Here is a 19691-nt window from a genome sequence, read left to right as displayed (position 1 = left end):
CGGCGGCCCGGCGGCACCGCCGAATCGGCTCGGGCCCGCCCGGCCGCCCCGCTCACCCGGCGCGGGCCGCCCGGACGGCGGCGTACGCGTCGACCAGGCCGGCGCCGACCAGGTCCGCGTCGCCGCCGCAGCGGTCGGCGGCCGGGGGGACGGTGGCCGGGGTGGCGGTGTCCCGGAGGATCCGCCGGGTCCGGGTCAGGTCGCCGGCCAGCGCCGGGTTCGCCGACCACATCAACGCCACCACCCCGGCCACCTGCGGGGTCGCCATCGAGGTGCCGGCCAGGGTCGCGTAACCCCCACCGGGGTACGCGGAGAGAACGTCCGCGCCGGGAGCGACCAGGTCCGGTTTGGCCGCCCCGCCGGCCGCCGGCCCCCGGCTGGAGAAGCGGGTGAGCTGCCGCGCCCGGTCCACCGCACCGACGGTCAGCACGTCCGGGTACGGCCCCGGCGGGTCGGCCACCGAACCGCAGTACGGGCCGGTGTTGCCGGCCGCCGCGACCACCAGGATGCCCGCCGCGGCCAGCGCGGCGGTGGCCGGCCGGAGCGCCGCCGCGTCGCAGCCCTCGATCGGCGGGCAGCCCCACGAGTTGGTCAGCACGTCCGGCGCCCGGCCCGGCCGCCCGTCGGTGAACGGATCCCCGCCGTACGGGAACGGCGCCAGCATGAACTGGAGGCAGTCCAGGTAACGCGCCGGGCTGCCCAGATTGCGGTCCAGGTTGACGCAGCCCACCCAGGCGGCGCCGGGGGCGACGCCGATCCCGTCCCGCCCCACCGCGCTGCCCGCCGTGTGGGTGCCGTGTCCGGCCTGGTCGTTCGGGGTACGGGTGTGCGCCCACGGGTCGTACCAGGAGTCGTCGCCGCCGCGGAAGCCGGCGGCCAGCGCCGGATGCCGACCGTCGACGCCGGAGTCGGAGGCGCCGACCACGACGCCCGAGCCGGTCACACCCAGCTCGGACCAGACCCGGTCGGCGCCGATCAGCGAGATGTTCCAGGCCGGTCCGGCCGGCGCGGGCAGCCGGCCCCGGGCGGGCCGGGCCGCCGCCGGCAGCGGCCGCAGCCGCTGGCTGACCAGCACCCGGGCCACCTCGGGCCGCCCGGAGAGCCAGGCCCGGACCTCCGGCCCGCCGTCCGTCTCGATGGCGTTGACCAGGTAGTACGGGGTCGGGTGCAGGCGCAGCCGGGTCAGCTCCCGGCGCAGCTCCGCCTGGGTCCGGTCGGCCGTGGCCACCAACCGCCGGTAGACCTCGGCGGCTCGGACGTCCCGGCCGGCCCGGCCGGGCGCCCCGCTCGGGATGCCGCTCAGGTCGGCCTGTTCGCGGAGCACCACCAGCAGCCGGTCGCCGTACAGGCCGGGCTGCCCGGGGACCACGTGGACCACCGCGACCGCGGCGAGCAGGGCCGCGGCGGCCACCCCGGCCACCCGGCCGCGGGGCGTGCCGGCGCGCGGCCGGGCCAGCAGGACGCCGTACCCGACGGCGAGCAGCACCGCGACGGCGAACGCGGCGCCGGTCGCGACCGCGACCCAGAACGGCACGTCGCGGGTGGTCGCGAGGAGCACCGTGAGCTCCTCCGGGTCGGCGAGGGCCAGCGGGCCCAGCACGCCGAGCCCGACCAGCCAACGCACCGGGGCGCGGCCGAGCGGCCGGCCCGCGCGGGCGGCCACCGCGTGCAGCGCGGCCAGCACGAAGCCGAGCGGAGGCAGCAGGAACAGGGTGGGCAACTGCGCGCCGGACTGCCCGGACCCGGCCGCGACCAGCGCCAGGACGACCCCGGCGACCAGGCCGCCGACCAGCACCAGCCGGGCCGGCCGGGGCGGCGCGCCCACCGTGAACCGTGCCCAGAACGCCGCGTCGAGCAGCACCCCGGCGAGGGCGCCGAGCGCGGCGGCGGCGAGCCCGGCGAGCAGCGTCTCCAACAGGCCACCCAGCGCCCCCAGCCACGCCCAGGGCAGCAGCAGCGCCGCCCCGGCCGCCACCGCCAGCGGGGTGACGCCGCCCGCGGACGCGCCCGCGCCGCTGGCCGCCGCCGTGGCCCGGCGATGGTCGGGCAGCCGACCGAGAAGGGCCGCCAGCAGGGCGGCGGTGGCGGCCAGGGCGGCCAGGTACGCCTCCTGGTGCACCGGCGGCAGGGCCCGCAGCAGGGTCAGCGCGCCCAGCGCCAGCGCCCCGGCCAGCCAGACCCGGCCGGTGGCCCGCACCACCGGGGCGCGGGGGAGCAGGGCCAGCGCCAGCGTGGGCGCGCCGGCCAGCAGCACCGTGCCGAGGGCGACCAGGGGCCAGGTCGGCACCGCCCGGTCCAGGCCGGCGACCAGCACCGCCTGGTCGACGGCCCAGCCGGCCACCTGCCCGAGCACCGTCACCAGCGCGATCCAGCCGCCGACCAGCACCGCCGCCACCACCGGCCACGGGCCCGGCCGGTCCGGAGCGGGGGCCGGCGGCGGCACGGGCCGACCGGGGGGCGGCCAGGGACCGATCTCCATGCCGATCACCGTACGGTGCGGCCCGCGCATGCCGCGGGACCGCCGGGACGGTTACCGTGGACGGGTGCGCGACCCCAACGTGTCCCGATCCGCGGCCGGCCAGCTCTCCATCGCCCGCCGCGCCGACGACCTGCGCCGGCTCCGCGCCGAGCGGTTCGACGTGCTGGTCATCGGCGGCGGGGTGACCGGCGCGGGCGCCGCGCTCGACGCCGCCTCCCGCGGCCTCAAGGTGGCCCTGGTGGAGGCCCGCGACTACGCCGCCGGCACCTCCAGCCGGTCCAGCAAGCTCATCCACGGCGGCCTGCGCTACCTGGAGCAGCTCGAGTTCCACCTGGTCCACGAGGCGCTGACCGAGCGGGGGCTGCTCGCCACCCGGCTCGCGCCGCACCTGGTGCGCCCGGTGCCGTTCCTGGTCCCGCTCCCCGCCGGGCGGGGGCTGCGCGACCTGCCCGGGCGGCTCTTCCGGCGTTCCTACTATGGGGCCGGGGTGGCCGCGTACGACGCGTTCGCCGGCGTCTTCGGCGGCGGGCGCGGCATGCCGCTGCACCGGCACCTGACCCGCGAGGGCGCCCGTCGGATCTTCCCCAGCCTCCGCGCCGACGCCCTGGCCGGGGCGATCCGCTACTACGACGGGCAGGTCGACGACGCCCGGCTGGTGGTGACCCTGGCGCGGACCGCGGCCAGCCTCGGCGCGACCGTGGTGACCAGCGCGCGGGCGGTCGGCCTGATCCGCCAGGCCCGCGAGGTCACCGGGGTCCGGGTCCGCGACCTCGAGGCGCCCGCCGGCTCACCGGACGCCGAGTTCGAGGTACGCGCCCGCACGGTCATCGCCGCCACCGGCGTGTGGAGCGACGACATGTCCCGGATGCTCAACGACGTCGGGCTGCGCCCCGGGGTGCGGGTCCGGGCCTCCAAGGGCGTGCACCTGGTGGTGCCCCGCTCGGCGATCACCGGCGAGACCGGGCTGATCCTGCGCACCGCCACCAGCGTGCTCTTCGTCATCCCGTGGGGTGGCCACTGGATCATCGGCACCACGGACACCGACTGGCGGCTGGACCGGTCCCACCCGGCGGCCACCGCCAAGGACATCGACTACCTGCTGGAACAGGTCAACGCGGTGCTCGACCGGCCGTTGACCACCGCCGACATCGAGGGCGTGTACGCCGGGCTGCGCCCGCTGCTGGCCGGCGAGGCGGACTCCACCTCCAAGCTCTCCCGCGAGCACGCGGTGGTGGAGCCGATGCTGGGGCTGCTGCTGGTCGCCGGTGGCAAGTACACGACGTACCGGGTGATGGCCTCGGACGTGGTCGACCGGGCGGTCCACCGGCTGGGCTGGACCCGACCGTCCCGCACCGCCGACCTGCCGCTGCTCGGCGCCGACGGGTACGCGGCGACGTGGCGGGACCGGGCCGACCTGGCCCGCCGGCACGGGGTCCCGGTGGGAGTGGTCGAACACCTGCTGGAGCGGTACGGCACGCTCAGCCGCGACCTGCTCGCCCTGATCGACGCGGACCCGTTGCAGGGCTCCCCGCTCGCCGGCGCCCCGGAGTACCTGGCCGCCGAGGTCACGTACGCGGCCCGGGCCGAGGGGGCGCTGCACCTGGAGGACGTGCTGACCCGGCGTACCCGGATCTCCTTCGAGACCAGCCACCGCGGCCTGGACTCGGCGGAGCACGCCGCGGAGCTGATGGGCGCGGTGCTCGGCTGGGACGAGGCGACCCGGGCCCGCGAGGTGGCGCACTACCGGGCGCGGGTGGAGGCGGAGCGCCAGTCGCAGCTGATGGCGGACGACGTGGCGGCGGACGCGGCCCGGCTCGGCGCTCCCGACGTCCGGGGGTTCGCGGCGGACCGGGGTGTCGACGGCGACGTCGTTGAACTTCCCTCGTCCCCCCGGTAGCCGATCCGCCGGGCACCGGTAGGCGATCAGCGCACGGCCGGTCGGCGGGTACCGGCGCAACCTACGGTGGGGTAGGTTGCCGTGCGTGCTTCGCCCTTCATGGTCGCGTGTCGTCGTATTTTCGGTCGGCTTTCTGCTGGCGGTCGCCCTGACCGGTTGCTCGGTCTTCGACCGGGCCGAGGGGTCCACGACGCCGCAGCGCGGAGGCACACCCGCGGGCGAGGGGGCGTCGGCCCCCACCGGGCCACGCCGGGTCTCGCTGGTGCAGAAGCTCGGCGCGGACGGCCCGGTCCGGTCCCTGGACGTCGAGCCGAACGGCAGGTGGGCCTGTCGGGACTGCGCCGGCGACGGGGTGAACTCGACCGGCGAGCTCGCCCCGGACCAGGTGCAGCGGTTGCAGCAGATGCTGGCCGACCCGGGCCTGGCGAAGGAGACCGACGAGGCCCGCCAGTACAAGGGGGCCTGCATCGACGCGCTGACCTCCACCCTGCTCATCCCGTCGGACCTGACCATCACCTCGCAGGACTGCCCGGGTGAGGAGCGGCCACCGGTCGCCGGCGAGATCCTGCTGCTGCTCACCCAGGCGACGCCGGCCGAGGTCCGCGGCTGACCGCGCCCCGGATCGGTCGAAACCGGGCCGTCCACCCGGTCCGGCGGGGTGGGCCGGGTCAGAGCACCTTGCCGGGGTTGAAGAGGCCCGCCGGGTCCAGCGCGGCCTTGATCGCCTGGTGCACCCGGATCCCGACCGGGCCGATCTCCCGGGCCAGCCAGTCCCGCTTGAGCAGCCCCACGCCGTGCTCCCCGGTGCAGGTGCCGCCGAGCTCCAGGCCCAGCCGCATGATCTCGTCGAAGGCCCGCCGGCCGCGCTCGACGCTGGCCGGGTCGGCCCGGTCGACCACGATGTTCGGGTGCATGTTGCCGTCGCCGGCGTGCCCGACCACGCCGATCGGCACGGCGCACTCGGTGGCGATCCGGGCCACCCCGTCCAGCAGCGCCGCGAGCGCGCCGCGCGGCACCGCCACGTCGTCGATCACCAGCCCGCCGTTGCCGCCGGGGAAGGCGTCCGCGGCGAACTTCTCCATCGCCGGGTGAGCCAGCCGGCGGGCCTGGAGCAGGGCCGCCGCCTCCACCGCGTCGGTGGCCGTCCACACCTCGTCGGCGCCGGCCGCCTCGCACACCTCGGCGATCCGGGCCAGGTCCGCGGCGGCCCGGGACCCGGTGTCCACGGCGGCCAGCAGCAGCGCCTGCGCGTCGGTGCGCAACCCCATCGGTCGGTACGCCTCGATGGCCGTCAGGTGGGTCCGGTCCAGCAGCTCCAGCAGGCTCGGGCTCAGCCCCCGCTCGGCGATCCCGGCGACCGCCGTCCCGGCGGCCGCGGTCGAGCCGAAGACCGCGACCAGGGTCAACGACTCCGCCGGGGCGGGCCGCAGCGAGACGGTGATCTCGGTGATCACCCCGAGGGTGCCCTCGGAGCCGACGAAGAGCCGGGTCAGGTCGTACCCGGCGACCCCCTTGGCGGTACGCCGGCCGGTGCGCAGCACCTCGCCGGAGGCGAGCACCACGGTCAGGCCGAGCACGTACTCGGTGGTCACCCCGTACTTCACGCAGCACATGCCGCCCGCGTTGGTGGCGACGTTGCCGCCGATGGTGGAGGACTCCCAGGAGCCGGGGTCGGGCGGGTACCAGAGGCCGTGCCCGCGTACCGCCCCGGCCAGCGCCGCGTTGACCACGCCGGGCTGCACCACGGCGATCCGGCTCACCGGGTCGATCTCCAGGATCCGGTCCATCGCGACGGTGCTGAGCACCACCGCGCCGTCGACGGCGTTCGCCGCGCCGGCCAGCCCGGTCCGGGCCCCCTGCGGCACCACCGGTACGCCGTGCCGGGCGGCCGCCCGGACCACCGCCACCACCTGCTCGGTGTCCCGTGGCCGGGTGACCACCAGCGGCGTGCCGGCGGCGCAGAGGTCGGCCTCGTCCCGCTCGTGCATCCGGAGCAGGTCCGGGTCGGTCAGGACGGCGGCGTCGCCGAGCGCGGCCCGCAGGTCGTCGAGGAGGGGGGTACCGGCCATGCCGGGAAGGCTAGGTCGGCCGAAGCTGATCATCAACCGGCCCGGCGCGGCGGGCTAGATTTGCCGCCATGCTCTACCTGGACCGGCCGACCGTGCCGTGGCGCGGCCGGCTCTGGTCGCACCTGATCAGCGACGTCTCCTACGCCGAGCTGCACGCCTTCGCCGAGGCGCTCGGCGCGCCCCGCCGCGGCTTCGACCGGGACCACTACGACATCCCCGCCGAGCGCTTCCCCATGGCGGTCTGGCTCGGCGCCCACGTCGTCCCCAGCCGCGACCTGGTCCGCCTCCTCCGCGACGCCGGCCTCCGCCGCCCCAAACACCTCACCCGCCCCCGCCCACCCCACCCCTTGCGCGATCTTGCACTTCGGGCCCCGGATCTGGGCTGATCCGTCCGTTTCGCCCGGGCGCCAACCGCAAGATCGCCGGGGTGGGGGCGGGGTGGGGGTCAGGGGCGGAGGGTGGTCAGTTCGCGGGTGAGGTTGGTGCGGGCGGGGGTCTCCCAACGGGCGCGGGGGGTGGGGAGGCGGTAGAGGGCGGGGAGGGCCAGGAGGGACTCCAGGATCCTCGCGCGGGCGGCGCGGAAGTCCGGGTCGGGGACGTGGGCGTACTCGCGGCGGACGGCGGCGGCATAGCGGTCGTACACCGGTGGTGGGCTGGCCAGGACCGCCAGGTCGGCGTCGCAGAGCAGGGCCCCGTCCGGGTCGTCGCCGGCCACCGCGTGCCCGGCGGTGAGCAGCACCAGCCGGCGGACCTCGGCCACCGCCTCGGCCGGCAGCCCGGCGTCGGCGAGCAGCGCGCCCGCGAGGGCCGCGCTGGCCCGTTCGTTGGCGTCGCCGCCGGCCCGCGGGTCGTAGACCGCGTCGTGGCACCAGGCGGCCAGCCGGACCAGGTCGGGACGACGGGCGGCGGCCGCGTGGCCGTCGACCACGTCGAGCACCGCGGTCAGGTGGTCCAGGGTGTGGTAGTGCCGGTGCGGCTCCCGCCAGCCGGCCAGCAGCCGCTCCCCGGCCTGCTCCACCCCGGCCGGATCGGTCGCCCCGGCGCCCCGGGCGGCGTCCCGCCACCGCTCGATCAGCTCTCCCACCCGGTGCAGTCTGCCCCACAGCGAGGATTCACCGGGTGTGACGCGGGTAGTCCCCGCCATGGCCGTGGCCCGGGACCGACGACCGTCGTTCGTGCGTCGCACCTCCTTTAAGAACGGGATGGTGGACGTCGACGCGGCGCGGATCGCCGAGGCGATGGACCAGCTGCGCCACCGGGGGAAGGCCACCCTGCACGACCGGCTGCACCGGGTCCGGATGGCATTGGGCCTGGCCGTCCAGGCCGGGCTGGCCGCCGCGCTGGCCTGGATCATCTCCCACCAGTTCCTGGGCAACCCGCAGCCGGTCTTCGCGCCGATCTCGGCGGTGGGCACGCTGGCCGCGTCGGTGGGCCAGCGGCTGCGCCGGACCGTGGAGCTGATCATCGGGGTGGCGGTCGGCGTGGCCCTCGGCGACTTCCTGATCTATCTGCTCGGCGCCGGCGGTTGGCAGCTGGGGCTGGTGGTGACGGCCGCGATCCTGCTTACCATCTTCTTCGGCGCGAGCGTGGCCGTCGTGATCCAGGCGGCCGCCACCGCGGTGCTGATCGTGACGCTCAGCCCGTCCACCCAGAACCTGGAGATACCGCGCTTCGTCGACGCGTTCATCGGCGGTGGCATCGCGCTGGTGGTGACCGCGATCCTGCTGCCGCTCAACCCGCTCCGGGTGATCAACCGGGCCGCCCGGCCGGCGCTGGACCTGCTCGCCGGGCAGCTCGACGTCACCGCGGAGGCGTTGCGCAACCGGGATCGGCAGAGCGTCCAGCGCGCCCTGGACCGGCTCCGGGAGAACAAGGATGAGCTGGCGACGTTCACCGAGGCGATCGAGGGGGCGAAGGAGACCGCCACGCTCTCCCCGGTCCGCTGGCACCGGCGCGACGAGCTGACCCACTACGCCGAGGCGGCGGACCCGATCGACCGGGCGATGCGCAACAGCGGCACCCTGATCCGCCGCTCCGTCACCATGATCGAGGACGAGGAGCCGATCCCGGAGCCGATGCCGGACGCCGTCGCCCACCTGGCCGAGTCGGTCCGCATGCTCCGGCACGAGTTCGCCGTCGGCGAGGAGCCGGAGAAGGCCCGCGAGTGCTCGCTGCGCGCGGTGAGCGAGGCCGGCCGGGCGTACACGCAGGGGGTGGGCTTCTCCGGCAGCGTGGTGATCGCCCAGGTGCGTACCACCGCCAGCGACCTGATGGTCGCCTCCGGCATCGAGCAGGACGAGGCGAACCGGCTCGTCCGGCAGTCGTTCGGCGGCGAGAAGGAACAGCCGCCGGCCGGCCAGCCCGAGGAGGGCGCCGCGCCGAAGCCGCCGACGGCGCCCCCGCTCGGGTGATCCCGCTCAGCCCAGCGCGGCCAGGGCGGCGACCAGCCGGTCCACCTCCGCCACGGTGCTGCCGAGGCCGATGCTGGCCCGCAGCGCGGTGGGCGGCAGGTCCCGCCGGCCGCTGCGCGCGGCCGCCTCGGCGAGCAGCCGTCGGGCCAGCGGGTGGGCGCAGAAGAGCCCGTCCCGGACGCCGATCTGGTGCGCGGTGGCCAGGTGGGCGGCGACCTCGGCGGAGTCCCGCCCGGCCACCACGAAGGAGACGATGCCCACCCGGGGCGCGTCGGGTGCGAAGGTGCGCAGCTCCACGACGTGCGGCAGGGCGGCGAGCCCGGTCCGCAGCCGGGCCAGCAGCCGCTGCTCCCGGGCGTGCAGCGCCTCCCGGTCGGCCCCGGCGAGCGCGGCGCAGACCGCGGCGAGGGCGACCGCGCCGAGCAGGTTGGGGGTGCCGGCCTCGTGCCGGGCCGGGCCGGTGGTCCACCGCACGTCGTGGGTGGCCGCGCCGACGTGACCGGTGGCGCCGCCACCGGCCAGGTACGGCGGGGCGGCGTCCAGCCAGTCCGACCGCCCGACGAGCACCCCGGCGCCGAACGGCGCGTACAGCTTGTGGCCGGAGAGCGCCAGGTAGTCCACGTCCAGCGCGGCCAGGTCGACCGGCGCGTGCGGGGCGAGCTGGGCGGCGTCCACCAGGATCCGGGCCGAGTGCCGGTGGGCGACCCGGGCCAGCTCGGCCACCGGCCAACGCTCACCGGTCACGTTGCTCGCTGCGGTCACCGCCACCAACACCGGTGGGCCGGGCCGGGCCGCGCCGGCCACCGTCGCTCCCGACCGGGGGGCCGGCTCGCTCCCCGTGCCCACCCGGCGCAGCTCGCCGAGGGCGGCGTCCAGCGCCCGGACCGCCCCGGCGGGGCTCTCCGGCACCGGCAGCCGGACCGAGCCGCGCGGCCAGGGCAGCAGGTTGGCGTGGTGCTCCCCGGCGAAGGTGACCACGGTGGTGCCGGCGGGCAGCGCCCGGGCCAGCAGGTTGACCGCGTCGGTGGTGTTCCGGGTGAAGATCACGTGGTCGTCGGCGCGGGCGCCGAGGAAGTCGCCGACCGTCTGCCGGGCCCGCTCGTAGGCCAGCGTGCAGCGTCGCGACAGCGCGCCGGCGCCGCGGTGCACGCTCGCGTACCAGGGGAGCAGCTCGGCCACCGCGTCGGCCGCGGCCCGCGCGCACGGGGCGCTGGCCGCGTAATCGAGGTTGATCTGCCCCGGTACGCCGAGCACGCCGAGCGGGTCGGCGGTGGCCGGCCGGTCCGGCAGCGCCGGCAGCGCGGGCAGTGCGGGGACGAGGGTGACGGTCATGCCGGAACCTCCGGGGTCCAGGGACCCCGGGGTGTGGGCACCGGGACGGGGTCCGCGCTTGCCCAGCACGCCGTTCGGGCTGGGCCCGGTCATCACCCGGGGCACCCCACCGCGAACTCGACGAGGGTTGCCGGCCAGCAAGCCGGGGCTTCACGCTGGCGCTCGTGACCTGCCCGGCAGCATAGCGGCCGGAATGCGGCCGGACCAGAGGGGCGCGGGTGACTACGCTGACCGCATGGCCGACACCCCGCCCGGCGGACCCCCGCCGCCGATCGCGCCCGCCGCCCCGCCCTCGGCGACCCCCCGGATGCCGCTGCGGCGGCTCGGCTGGGGGCGGCTCCTGGTCCTCGCCGGGGTCGTTCTGCTGATCGCCGCCGGGGCGGTCTTCATGGTCTTCACCCTCGGCGAGAGCCTGGGCGCCCAGGCGCTGCTGGTCGGCGTGATCGCGGCGGTCCTGCCGGTGCCGGTGCTGGTCTCCTGCTTCCTCTGGCTGGACCGCTACGAACCGGAGCCGCTGAAGTACCTGATCTTCTGCTTCGCCTGGGGCGCGTTCGTCTCCACCGCCATCTCCCTGCTGGTCAACGAGACGTTCGCCGGGCTGTTCAAGCACTGGGGGCTGCCCACGGCGCTCACCGCCGTGCTGGTCGCCCCGTTCATCGAGGAGCTGACCAAGGCGCTCGGACCGATCCTGTTGCTGGTCTTCCGGCGCCGGGAGTGGTCCGGGGTCACCGACGGCCTGGTCTACTGCGGGCTCTCCGCAATCGGCTTCGCCATGGTGGAGAACATCCTCTACCTGGGCGGCTACGGCTACCGCACCGGCGTCGAGGAGTACGGTCCGGCGACCGGCGCCCGCCAGGTGATCGCCATCTTCATCGTCCGGATCCTGATCTTCGGCTTCGCCCACCCGCTCTTCACCTCGATGACCGGGGTGGGGCTGGGCATCGCCGCGCGGACCGCCGACCGGCGGGTCCGGGTGCTCGCCCCGATCGCCGGCCTGCTGCTGGCGATGATGCTGCACGGCACCTGGAACCTGCTGCCCTCGCTGGCCGCGGCGACCGGCCAGCCGCTGATCGCCCTGTACGGCTACATCGGCGTGATGGTGCCGATCTTCTTCGGCATGGTGGGGCTGGCGATCTGGCTGCGGGCCTGGGAGGGGCGGCTCACCGAGCGGACCCTGCCGGACTACGTACGGGCCGGCTGGCTCACCCCGCCCGAGGTGGCGGCGCTGGGCAGCCTGGGTCGGCGGCACGCGGCCCGCACCTGGGCCCGCCGGATCGCCGGCGACGGCGGGGTGAAGGCGATGCGCGGCTACCAGTTCGCGGCGACCCGGCTGGCGCTGCTGCGCGACGGGATGCGCCGGGGGCTGGACCGCAAGCCGGCCGAGCGGGACCGGACGGCCCGGGAGGAACGGGAGCTGCTGGAGGCGATCGCGGCGTACCGGTCGTTCTTCGTGGGGCGGGACCCGCAGGCGCCGGTGGGGGTCTGGGACGGTCAGCGCTACCACCTGCGCTTCCCGGACGGGTCGCAGCGGGCGGTGCCGGCCCCGGACGAGCCGGTGGTGCCGATCCCGGTGGTGCTGGCCCCGCCGCCGCCCCCGGCCTATCCGGCCGCCTACGGCCCGCCCGGCTGGTACGGCCCCCGACCTGCCGCGCCCTGGCCCCCGGGAACCTGATCGGCCGTCCGGCTGGTCCGGCGCCGAGCTGACCTGCCGCGCCCTGGCCCCCGGGAACCTGATCGGCCGTCCGGCTGGTCCGGCGCCGAGCTGACCTGCCGCGCCCTGGCCCCCGGGAACCTGATCGGCCGTCCGGCTGGTCCGGCGCCGAGCTGACCTGCCGCGCCCTGGCCCCCGGGAACCTGATCGGCCGTCCGGCTGGTCCGGCGCCGAGCTGACCTGCCGCGCCCTGGCCCCCGGGAACCTGATCGGCCGTCCGGCTGGTCCGGCGCCGAGCTGACCTGCCGCGCCCTGGCCCCCGGGAACCTGATCGGCCGTCCGGCTGGTCCGGCGCCGAGCTGACCTGCCGCGCCCTGGCCCCCGGGAACCTGATCGGCCGTCCGGCTGGTCCGGCGCCGAGCTGACCTGCCGCGCCCTGGCCCCCGGGAACCTGATCGGCCGTCCGGCTGGTCCGGCGCCGAGCTGACCTGCCGCGCCCTGGCCCCCGGGAACCTGATCGGCCGTCCGGCTGGTCCGGCGCCGAGCTGACCTGCCGCGCCCTGGCCCCCGGGAACCTGATCGGCCGTCCGGCTGGTCCGGCGCCGAGCTGACCTGCCGCGCCCTGGCCCCCGGGAACCTGATCGGCCGTCCGGCTGGTCCGGCGCCGAGCTGACCTGCCGCGCCCTGGCCCCCGGCGCCTGACCCGCTTCCGGCCGCCGGTGGTGGCGGCGCGGGTCAGGTCATCAGGCCGGTCATGAAGTCGCCGAGGCCCTGGAAGATGGCCATCAGCGCCGCCCCGATCCCCTTGAACATCTGTGCCGCGCCGTCCGGCCGGAACGCCATGAAGTAGATCAGGAAGGCGACGAAGCCCCAGAACAGCAGCTTCTTCAGGAATACCGGCATCGTCCCTCCCCAGGGCGCTGGAGGTGCCTGGCTTCCCGTCGGGAAGCAAGGCAAACGACGCCCGGGGTGGGGGAGGGGCTACAGGTAGAGGCCGGTCGAGCCGGTGGGCTCGTGCTCCACCCGTTCGGCGGCGACGGCGTGCACGTCGCGCTCGCGGAGCAGGACGTATCCGCGACCGTGCAGCTCGACCTCGGACCGTTCGTCGGGGTCGAAGAGCACCCGGTCGCCGGCGACGATCGAGCGCACGTGCGGACCCACCCCCACCGCGGTGGCCCAGGCCAGGCGCTTGCCCACGGCGGCGGTGGCCGGGATGACGATGCCGGCGGTGGAGCGGCGCTCGCCCTCGGCGCCCTCCATGCGCACCAGCAGGCGGTCGTGCAGCAGGCGGATCGGCAGGCCGGAGTCGAGGTTCTGGTCGGCGGTCACGCGAAGACGCTACCGCGTGCGCCGTGGCCGGTAGTGCGGTGGTTGAGCGGAGTCGAGCGGGGGCAATGTGTGGCGGAACCGCCCCAAGGTTGGTCGGACGGACGTATCCTGTCCCCCCCTGTGTCGTGGGCGGACCAGCTTTGCGGGAGGTGCGCTTGAGCCGCTTCGAGCGGGTACGTGGACGGCTCCGTCACGCGTACGAGTCGGGACGCGAGTCGGTGCGCTCGGGCCGTACCCAGCCGGCGGACGAGCCCGACGATCCGGGCGTGGCCTCGCCGGCCTCGCCGGGTCCGGTGGCGCCGGCCTCGGCGACGGTGGTGGGCGCGGAACCGCCGGCCGCGCTGCACAACTCCACCTCCAGCCGGGACGACGCCGACGTGCCGCACGCGCTGCGGATCGGGGCCGCCTGGTCGTGGCGCCTGATCGTGATCGGGGTCGTCGCCTGGGCGCTGCTCCGGATCGTCGGCACCATCCGGATCGTGATCATCCCGCTGGCGGTGGCGCTGCTGCTGTCGGCGCTGCTCGCCCCGGCGGTCGGCTGGCTGCTGAAGGCCCGCTTCCCCCGGTCGCTGGCGACCGGGGTGGTGCTCGTCGGCGGGCTGGCCGCGGTGGTCGGCACGCTGACCCTGGTGGTGAACGAGTTCATCCAGGGCGTGCCGGAGCTGAGCGAGAAGTCGTCGGAGGGCGTGCGGCAGATCCAGAACTGGCTCAAGACCGGGCCGCTGCACCTCTCCGACGGCCAGCTCAACCGGTACATCGACGAGGCGCAGGGCTGGGTCAACGGCAACACCTCGAAGGTCACCAGCGGTGCCCTCTCCACCGCCGCCACCCTCGCCGAGGTGCTCACCGGCACCGTCCTGGTGCTCTTCGCCACCTTCTTCTTCCTGCGGGACGGCAGCCGGATCTGGCGGTTCCTGGTCCGGCTGCTGCCGGTCGGCGCGCGCTGGAAGGTCGACGACGCCGGCCGGGCATCCTGGGCGACGCTGGGCGCCTACGTCCGGGCCACGGTGCTGGTCGCCTTCATCGACGCGGTCGGCATCGGCATTTTCCTGGTCGCCTTCGACATCCCGTTCGCCTTCCCGCTGGCCGCGCTGGTCTTCCTGGGGGCGTTCATCCCGATCGTCGGCGCCGCGCTCTCCGGCATCGTGGCGGTGTTGGTGGCGCTGGTCGACAGCGGGCCGATCAAGGCGCTGATCATCCTCGGGGTGGTGATCGGCGTGCAGCAGGTCGAGGGGCACGTGCTCCAGCCCTTGATCATGGGACGCGCGGTGGCCATCCACCCGCTCGCCGTGATCATCGGGATCGCCGCCGGCGTCGTCCTCGCCGGGATCACCGGGGCGCTGGTCGCGGTGCCGCTGATCGCGGTGCTCAACACGGCCGTCCGCCGGCTCGCCGCCCGGACCGTGCCGGACACCCCGCCGGACGCGGTGGTGGTCGCCTCCCAGGCCCCCTGAGTTGTTCGGAACGTTCCGTCAGCTCTTCCCGAGCCGTTCCAGGGCGCCCCGGGCCACGTCCGGCCGCGTGGTGTACCAGAACGGCGGCAGCGAACGCCGCAGGAACGGGCCGTAGCCGCGGGCGGCCTCCAGCCGGGAGTCGAGCACCGCGACGACGCCCCGGTCCCCGGTGGCCCGGATCAGCCGCCCCACGCCCTGGGCCAGCCGGACCGCCGCGATCGGCACGCTGACCGCGGCGAAGCCGGACCCGCCGCTGGCGTCCACCGCCGCGGCCCGGGCCGCCGCGAGCGGCTCGTCCGGGCGCGGGAAGGGCAGCCGGTCGATCACCACGAGCTGGCAGGCGTCGCCTGGCACGTCCACCCCCTGCCAGAGCGACATCACCCCGAACAGGCAGCTCGACCGCTCCTGCCGGAACCGGCGGACCAGCAGCGGCAGCGCCTCCTCGCCCTGGAGCAGCACCGGCAGGTCGGTCCGCGCGCGGAGCAGCTCCGCGGCCTGTTGCGCGGCCCGTCGTGAGGAGAAGAGCCCGAGGGTACGCCCACCGAGCGCCCCGACCAGCGCCAGCAGCTCCTCGCCGGCCGCCTCGGGCAGCCCGGAGACGCTGGGGCGGGGCAGGTGCGCGGCGACGTAGAGGATGCCCTGCCGCGCGTAGTCGAACGGCGAGCCGACGTCGAGCGAGCGCCAGCCCGGCCCCTCGGTGGCCGGCACGGTGCCGGTGGCGGCGCGGCTGCCGGGTGCCGCGGCGACCGGCGCGGGCACGGCGGCGTCCCCGCGCGCCGTGCTGGCGGCGAGGGCGGCGGCGGCCGGGGTCGGCGGGGCGGGCGGCGGCGCGTCGAGCCCGAGCGCCCGGGCCACCGTGTCGAACCGGCCGCCCAGCGCGAGGGTCGCCGAGGTGGCGACCACCGTGCGCTCGTCGTACAGGTGGGTGGCGAGGGTGCCGGCGACCGAGAGCGGGGCGACCACCAGGGCCCGGCGGCTGCCGTTGTCGGGCTTCTCCACCCAGGCCACGTCGTGGTCCGCCTCCTCCAGCAGTCGCTGGGCGGTGGTGGAGAGCTCGTCCAGCACCGCCTTCGCCTGCTGCTTCCGGACCGGGTCCGGGTCATCGGCCTTGACCTCGCCGATCGCCTCCAGCGCCGCCCGGGTCGCCGCGTCGAGCAGCGTGCACGCCTCGCGCAGCGGCCCCGGCAGCCCGGCGGTCAGCCGCCCGGCGGGCACCTCGGCCAGCCCGATGGCGAGGGCGTCACCGGCCTCGGTGAGCCGCTCGGCGACGTCGGGCCGGAGCAGCGGTCGGGCCCGCCGGGCCGACCGGTCGATCAGCTCCGGCACCAGCTCGGCCTGGGCGGCCGAGGAGACCCGGTCGGCCAGCTCGTGCGCCTCGTCGACGATGAGCAGCTTGTGCGGCGGCACGATGTGCCGGCCGGCGAGCATGTCGACGGCGAGCAGGCTGTGGTTGGTGACCACGATGTCCGCCTCCCGGGCCCGGGCCCGGGACGCCTCGGCGAAGCACTCCTGGCCGAACGGGCAGCGGCTAGCGCCGACGCACTCCCGGGCCGGCATCGACACCAGCCGCCAGGCCTGGTCGTCGACGCCCGGGTCCAGCTCGTCCCGGTCGCCGGTCGCGGTCTCCTCGGCCCAGTCGCGCAGCCGCTGGATCTGCTTGCCGAGCCGGCCCGCCTCGCCCAGCCACTTCGTCCCGCCGCCGGGGCGGGCCGCAGGGGCGTCGAAGAGGGTGTCCTCCGGCTCGTCCTCGGTGGAATTGTCCAGCCGGGCCAGGCAGAGGTAGTGGTGCCGCCCCTTGAGCACGGCGAAGGTGGGCCGCCGGCGGAGCAGCGGCTCCACCGCGTCGGCGAGCCGGGGCAGGTCGTGGTCGACCAGCTGGGACTGCAACGCCAGGGTGGCGGTGGAGACCACCACCGGGCCGTCCACGGTCAGCGCCGGGGCGAGGTAGGCCAGCGACTTGCCGGTGCCGGTGCCGGCCTGGACGAGCAGGTGCTCGCCGGAGGTGATGCTCCGCTCGATCGCCTCGGCCATCTGCTGCTGGCCCGGGCGGGTGGCCCCGCCGGGCACCGCGCCGACCGCCGCGGCGAGCAGGTCGTCCCCGCTCGGCCGGGTGCCCCGACCCTTCCGGGACGCGGCGGGACCGGTGGCGGTGCGGGGCGGAGTCACCGTGCGACGGTACCCGCCGCCGCCGACACCGGGCGCGCCCATCCGCCGCGTGGCGTCGTCGCCGTACGCGTTCGCGCGGGTCGCGTCCGGTTACCTGCCGATCGCGTCGCGTGGCCGGAATCGGTTAGGGTGCCACTCATGCCGAGCGACGTGGTCCGCGTGATCTACCGCAAGTACGACGGCAGCGCCCACCGCGACTACCCGGCCCGCCGGCTCGCCGAGGACGACCTCGGTGTCTGGCTCGGCGTGCCGGCCGGCACCGAGTCGGTCTACCACGGTCGGCCCTCGGTCGAGCAGATCCCCTTCGTCCTGCTGGTGCCGCACCACGGCTGGTGGACCGGCATGTTCAACCCGCCGCCGCGGACCAGCGAGGTCTACTGCGACATCGCCACGCCGGCCCGCTGGGAGGGCGACGACACGGTCCACCTGATCGACCTCGACCTGGACGTGGTGCGCCGCCGGGCGACCGGCCTGGTGGAGCTGCGCGACGAGGACGAGTTCGCCGAGCACCGGGAGCGTTTCGGCTACCCCGACGACGTGGTCGCCGAGGCGGAGTCGGCGGCCCGCTGGCTCTTCGGTGCGCTCGCGGACGGCACCGAGCCGTTCGCCACGTCGTACCGGAAGTGGCTGGCCCTGGTGGTCTGAGCCGCGCTCACCAGCGCGGCGGCCAGGCGTCGTCCGGGCCGAACGGCGGCAGCTCCGGGAGCTTCTCCGGGTTGAGCTGGTTGAAGACGCCGGTGATCCGCCCCTCGTGCACCGCGTACGCCATGACCAGGCGCAGCGTGCGGCCGTCCCGGTAGACGGTCTCCATCTGCCAGCCGAGGGCGCCGTCGACCAGCACCGGCCGGGCCAGCAGCGGGCCGGCGAACCGGCCGGCCTGGCCGAAGAGGCCGAGGATGAAGCGGGCCACCGCCTCGGCGCCCACCACCGGCCGGCGGGCCGCCGGGAAGTGCCCGCCGCTGTCGCCGACCATGACCACGTCCGGGGCGAGCACCTCGACCAGCCGGTCCAGCTCGCCGGACTCCACCGCCGTGGCGAACGCGGCGAGCACCCGTTGCTGCTCGGCCAGGTCGGCGGTGTGCCGGGGGACGTCCGGGCCGGTGACCGCGCGGCGGGCCCGGGAGGCGAGCTGCCGGGCGGCGGCGGGAGTGGTGCGGAGCACCTCGGCGATGGTGGCGAACGGCACCGCGAAGACGTCGTGCAGGACGAAGGCCACCCGCTGCTCCGGCGCGAGCCGCTCCAGCACCACCAGCAGCGCGGTGCCGAGCTGGTCGGTGCGGACCGCCCGCTCGGCCGGGTCCGGGGCGAAGCCGTCCGTGGCCGGTACGGCGGTCACCACGGGTTCGGGCAGCCACTGGCCGGGATAGGTCTCCCTGCGGACCCGGGCCGAGCGGAGCACGTCCAGGCAGATCCGCGAGCAGGTGGTGGTCAGCCAGGCCCTCAGCTCCCGGATCTGCGCCCGGGCCGCCGGGTCGGCGAGCGCGCCCGCGTAGCGCAGCCAGGTCTCCTGCACCGCGTCCTCGGCCTCGCTCCGGCTGCCCAGCATCCGGTGGGCCACCGCCGTCAGGTGCCCCCGCTCCGCCTCGAACTCCGCCGCAAGATCTCCCACCACGACATCCCTCCCCACTGACACATTCTCCCCTTCCCCGGCACGTCCCACCGCCCCCAAACGTGACGACCGAGGGCGGTCAGGGAGTTGTGCCTCTCATAGCAGACGCAGAAAGGGTGAAACGGGCATGGTCGGGGGGCGGGAGGGGCGTCGGGAGGCGGGGGTGGGTGGCGTGGGTGAGGATCGGGGGATGAGTGGAGTCGATGGGGTCGGGGCCGTGCCGCCACACGGCGGGACGATGCGGGAGCTGCTGCGGGTGAACCCGGACGGCGGGGCGGTGGACCTGCGGGCGGTCGACCCGCGGTCGACGCCGGGGCTGCCGGGGGCGGCGGGGAGCGGGAAGCGGCGCAAGGAGTGGGCCCGCGAGCAGGTCGAGCTGCTCGGCGTCGACCTGGGCCGGCAGCAGGAGATGCTGTACGCCGCCGCGCAGGCCGCGGCCGGCCCGGAGGCGCCGACCAGTGCTCCGACGGCGGCCGACGCCCAGCTGGACGGCGGTCGGCCGCGCCGCGTGCTGCTGGTGCTCCAGGCGATGGACTGCGGCGGCAAGGACGGCACCATCAAGCGGGTGGCCGGCGCGATGAACCCGCTCGGCCTGCACATCCGCTCGTTCGGGCCGCCCACCGAGGAGGAGCTGCGGCACGACTTCCTGTGGCGGATCCGCCGGGCCCTGCCGCCGCCCGGCTACGTCGGCATCTTCAACCGCTCCCACTACGAGGACGTGCTGATCGCCCGGGTCGGCGAGCTGGTCGACGAGCCCACCTGGCGCGCCCGGTACGACCAGATCAACGCCTTCGAGCGGGAGCTGGTCGACGGCGGGGTGACCCTGGTCAAGGTGATGCTGCACATCTCGTACGCGGAGCAGGGCGAACGGCTGATGGAACGGCTGACCGATCCGCAGAAGTATTGGAAGTACAACCCGAGCGATCTCGACTCGCGGGCCCGCTGGGACGACTACCAGGCCGCGTACGCCGAGGCCCTGGCCCGCTGCGACGCGGACGCCGCGCCGTGGTTCGTGGTGCCGGCGGACCGCAAGTGGTACCGGGACTGGGCGGTCGCCCACCTGCTCCGGGAGACGTTCGAGGGACTTGATCTGGGGTATCCGGCTGCCGGTTTCGACGTGGAGCGGGAACGCCAGCGGTTGCGGAGCGGGGACGAGATGCTGAAGGTGAACGGCGGGTGAACGAACGGTGAATCGGGCCTGACCAGGGGTGGGCCGGCTAATGCCGGGTTCCGCGGGGTACCTAGCATGCCCAGAGCAGACGCCCTCCGGGGCGGCGGCCACCCTTCCACCGAC

At 75.9% G+C, this 19691-nt stretch carries 15 protein-coding genes, 2 pseudogenes and 1 riboswitch; of the genes and pseudogenes, 8 read left to right on the top strand and 9 right to left on the bottom strand.

The genetic code is table 11. The features are described from left to right. Positions 1–52: 52 nt before the first annotated feature. Positions 53–2479, bottom strand: a complete 2427-nt coding sequence (locus EV384_RS01330) for a S8 family serine peptidase (protein ID WP_130329337.1) — start codon at positions 2477–2479, stop codon at positions 53–55. A 79-nt stretch (positions 2480–2558) separates the two neighbouring features. Between EV384_RS01330 and EV384_RS01325 the strand changes: the two genes are divergently transcribed. Together EV384_RS01325 and EV384_RS01320 are read left to right on the top strand one after the other, a co-directional pair. Then, the gene (locus EV384_RS01325; RefSeq protein WP_130340137.1) at positions 2559–4376 is read left to right on the top strand and encodes a glycerol-3-phosphate dehydrogenase/oxidase; all 1818 of its coding nucleotides are present in this window, start codon (positions 2559–2561) and stop codon (positions 4374–4376) included. Between the two features lie 85 nt (positions 4377–4461). Next, positions 4462–4986, top strand: a complete 525-nt coding sequence (locus EV384_RS01320) for a hypothetical protein (RefSeq protein WP_130329334.1) — start codon at positions 4462–4464, stop codon at positions 4984–4986. 58 nt (positions 4987–5044) lie between these two features. Here the strand turns inward: EV384_RS01320 and EV384_RS01315 are convergent, their stop codons facing one another. Further along, on the bottom strand, positions 5045–6445 hold the full coding sequence (locus tag EV384_RS01315; protein WP_130329332.1) for an FAD-binding oxidoreductase: 1401 nt from the start codon (positions 6443–6445) through the stop codon (positions 5045–5047). A gap of 68 nt (positions 6446–6513) precedes the next feature. Here EV384_RS01315 and EV384_RS01310 point away from each other — a divergent pair, with 68 nt between their 5' ends. Continuing rightward, positions 6514–6831, top strand: coding sequence for a DUF4031 domain-containing protein (locus EV384_RS01310; protein WP_130329330.1), 318 nt, complete (start codon positions 6514–6516; stop codon positions 6829–6831). Between the two features lie 59 nt (positions 6832–6890). On the opposite strand, the gene EV384_RS01305 is transcribed toward EV384_RS01310, so the two are convergent. Next, a complete protein-coding gene (locus EV384_RS01305) occupies positions 6891–7529 on the bottom strand; it encodes an HD domain-containing protein (RefSeq protein WP_130329328.1) in 639 nt (212 codons plus the stop codon). A 118-nt stretch (positions 7530–7647) separates the two neighbouring features. Here EV384_RS01305 and EV384_RS01300 point away from each other — a divergent pair, with 118 nt between their 5' ends. Next, positions 7648–8856, top strand: a complete 1209-nt coding sequence (locus EV384_RS01300) for an FUSC family protein (RefSeq protein ID WP_242623897.1) — start codon at positions 7648–7650, stop codon at positions 8854–8856. A 6-nt stretch (positions 8857–8862) separates the two neighbouring features. Here the strand turns inward: EV384_RS01300 and EV384_RS01295 are convergent, their stop codons facing one another. Further along, positions 8863–10188: an aminotransferase class V-fold PLP-dependent enzyme gene (locus EV384_RS01295; protein WP_130329326.1), complete on the bottom strand. Its 1326-nt coding sequence runs from the start codon at positions 10186–10188 to the stop codon at positions 8863–8865. 49 nt (positions 10189–10237) lie between these two features. Next, a riboswitch (SAM riboswitch) is annotated at positions 10238–10358 on the bottom strand. A 23-nt stretch (positions 10359–10381) separates the two neighbouring features. On the opposite strand from EV384_RS01295, the gene EV384_RS01290 reads away from it, so the two are divergent. Next, positions 10382–11860 carry a PrsW family intramembrane metalloprotease gene (locus tag EV384_RS01290; RefSeq protein WP_130329323.1) on the top strand — a complete coding sequence of 493 codons (1479 nt, stop codon included), beginning with the start codon at positions 10382–10384 and terminating at the stop codon, positions 11858–11860. Positions 11861–12574: 714 nt separating this feature from the next. Here the strand turns inward: EV384_RS01290 and EV384_RS34585 are convergent. Together EV384_RS34585 and EV384_RS01285 are read right to left on the bottom strand one after the other, a co-directional pair. Continuing rightward, positions 12575–12742, bottom strand: coding sequence for a hypothetical protein (locus EV384_RS34585; protein ID WP_165439845.1), 168 nt, complete (start codon positions 12740–12742; stop codon positions 12575–12577). 78 nt (positions 12743–12820) lie between these two features. After that, positions 12821–13168, bottom strand: a complete 348-nt coding sequence (locus EV384_RS01285; protein WP_130329321.1) for a GroES family chaperonin — start codon at positions 13166–13168, stop codon at positions 12821–12823. Between the two features lie 155 nt (positions 13169–13323). Here EV384_RS01285 and EV384_RS01280 point away from each other — a divergent pair, with 155 nt between their 5' ends. Continuing rightward, the gene (locus tag EV384_RS01280; RefSeq protein WP_423202876.1) at positions 13324–14622 is read left to right on the top strand and encodes an AI-2E family transporter; all 1299 of its coding nucleotides are present in this window, start codon (positions 13324–13326) and stop codon (positions 14620–14622) included. 18 nt (positions 14623–14640) lie between these two features. Here the strand turns inward: EV384_RS01280 and EV384_RS37145 are convergent. Both EV384_RS37145 and EV384_RS37140 read right to left on the bottom strand, forming a co-directional pair. Beyond that, a pseudogene (locus EV384_RS37145) lies at positions 14641–15327 on the bottom strand (ATP-dependent DNA helicase); the annotation flags it as partial. 111 nt (positions 15328–15438) lie between these two features. Then, positions 15439–16830, bottom strand: a pseudogene (locus EV384_RS37140) (ATP-dependent DNA helicase); the annotation flags it as partial. 96 nt (positions 16831–16926) lie between these two features. On the opposite strand from EV384_RS37140, the gene EV384_RS01270 reads away from it, so the two are divergent. Further along, on the top strand, positions 16927–17433 hold the full coding sequence (locus tag EV384_RS01270) for a DUF402 domain-containing protein (protein ID WP_130329316.1): 507 nt from the start codon (positions 16927–16929) through the stop codon (positions 17431–17433). 7 nt (positions 17434–17440) lie between these two features. On the opposite strand, the gene sigJ is transcribed toward EV384_RS01270, so the two are convergent. Then, positions 17441–18397 carry an RNA polymerase sigma factor SigJ gene (gene sigJ, locus EV384_RS01265; protein WP_130329314.1) on the bottom strand — a complete coding sequence of 319 codons (957 nt, stop codon included), beginning with the start codon at positions 18395–18397 and terminating at the stop codon, positions 17441–17443. Positions 18398–18587: 190 nt separating this feature from the next. Here sigJ and EV384_RS01260 point away from each other — a divergent pair, with 190 nt between their 5' ends. Next, positions 18588–19577 (top strand): PPK2 family polyphosphate kinase, encoded by a 990-nt coding sequence (locus EV384_RS01260; RefSeq protein ID WP_130329312.1) that lies wholly within the window; start codon positions 18588–18590, stop codon positions 19575–19577. The last annotated feature ends 114 nt before the right edge of the window (positions 19578–19691 follow it).

This window comes from Micromonospora kangleipakensis, assembly GCF_004217615.1.
In the GTDB taxonomy this organism is placed as follows: Bacteria; Actinomycetota; Actinomycetes; order Mycobacteriales; family Micromonosporaceae; genus Micromonospora; species Micromonospora kangleipakensis.
This window is presented reverse-complemented; position numbering and strand designations above follow the sequence as displayed.

Bases quoted from the DNA above. Each gene is read 5' to 3' on its own strand.
- EV384_RS01295 (WP_130329326.1), bottom strand. From the start codon at position 10,188: ATGACCGTCACCCTCGTCCCCGCACTGCCCGCGCTGCCGGCGCTGCCG.
- EV384_RS01290 (WP_130329323.1), top strand. From the start codon at position 10,382: ATGCGGCCGGACCAGAGGGGCGCGGGTGACTACGCTGACCGCATGGCC.
- EV384_RS01330 (WP_130329337.1), bottom strand. From the start codon at position 2,479: ATGGAGATCGGTCCCTGGCCGCCCCCCGGTCGGCCCGTGCCGCCGCCG.
- EV384_RS01300 (WP_242623897.1), top strand. From the start codon at position 7,648: ATGGTGGACGTCGACGCGGCGCGGATCGCCGAGGCGATGGACCAGCTG.
- EV384_RS01270 (WP_130329316.1), top strand. From the start codon at position 16,927: ATGCCGAGCGACGTGGTCCGCGTGATCTACCGCAAGTACGACGGCAGC.
- EV384_RS34585 (WP_165439845.1), bottom strand. From the start codon at position 12,742: ATGCCGGTATTCCTGAAGAAGCTGCTGTTCTGGGGCTTCGTCGCCTTC.
- EV384_RS01315 (WP_130329332.1), bottom strand. From the start codon at position 6,445: ATGGCCGGTACCCCCCTCCTCGACGACCTGCGGGCCGCGCTCGGCGAC.
- EV384_RS01260 (WP_130329312.1), top strand. From the start codon at position 18,588: ATGAGTGGAGTCGATGGGGTCGGGGCCGTGCCGCCACACGGCGGGACG.
- EV384_RS01310 (WP_130329330.1), top strand. From the start codon at position 6,514: ATGCTCTACCTGGACCGGCCGACCGTGCCGTGGCGCGGCCGGCTCTGG.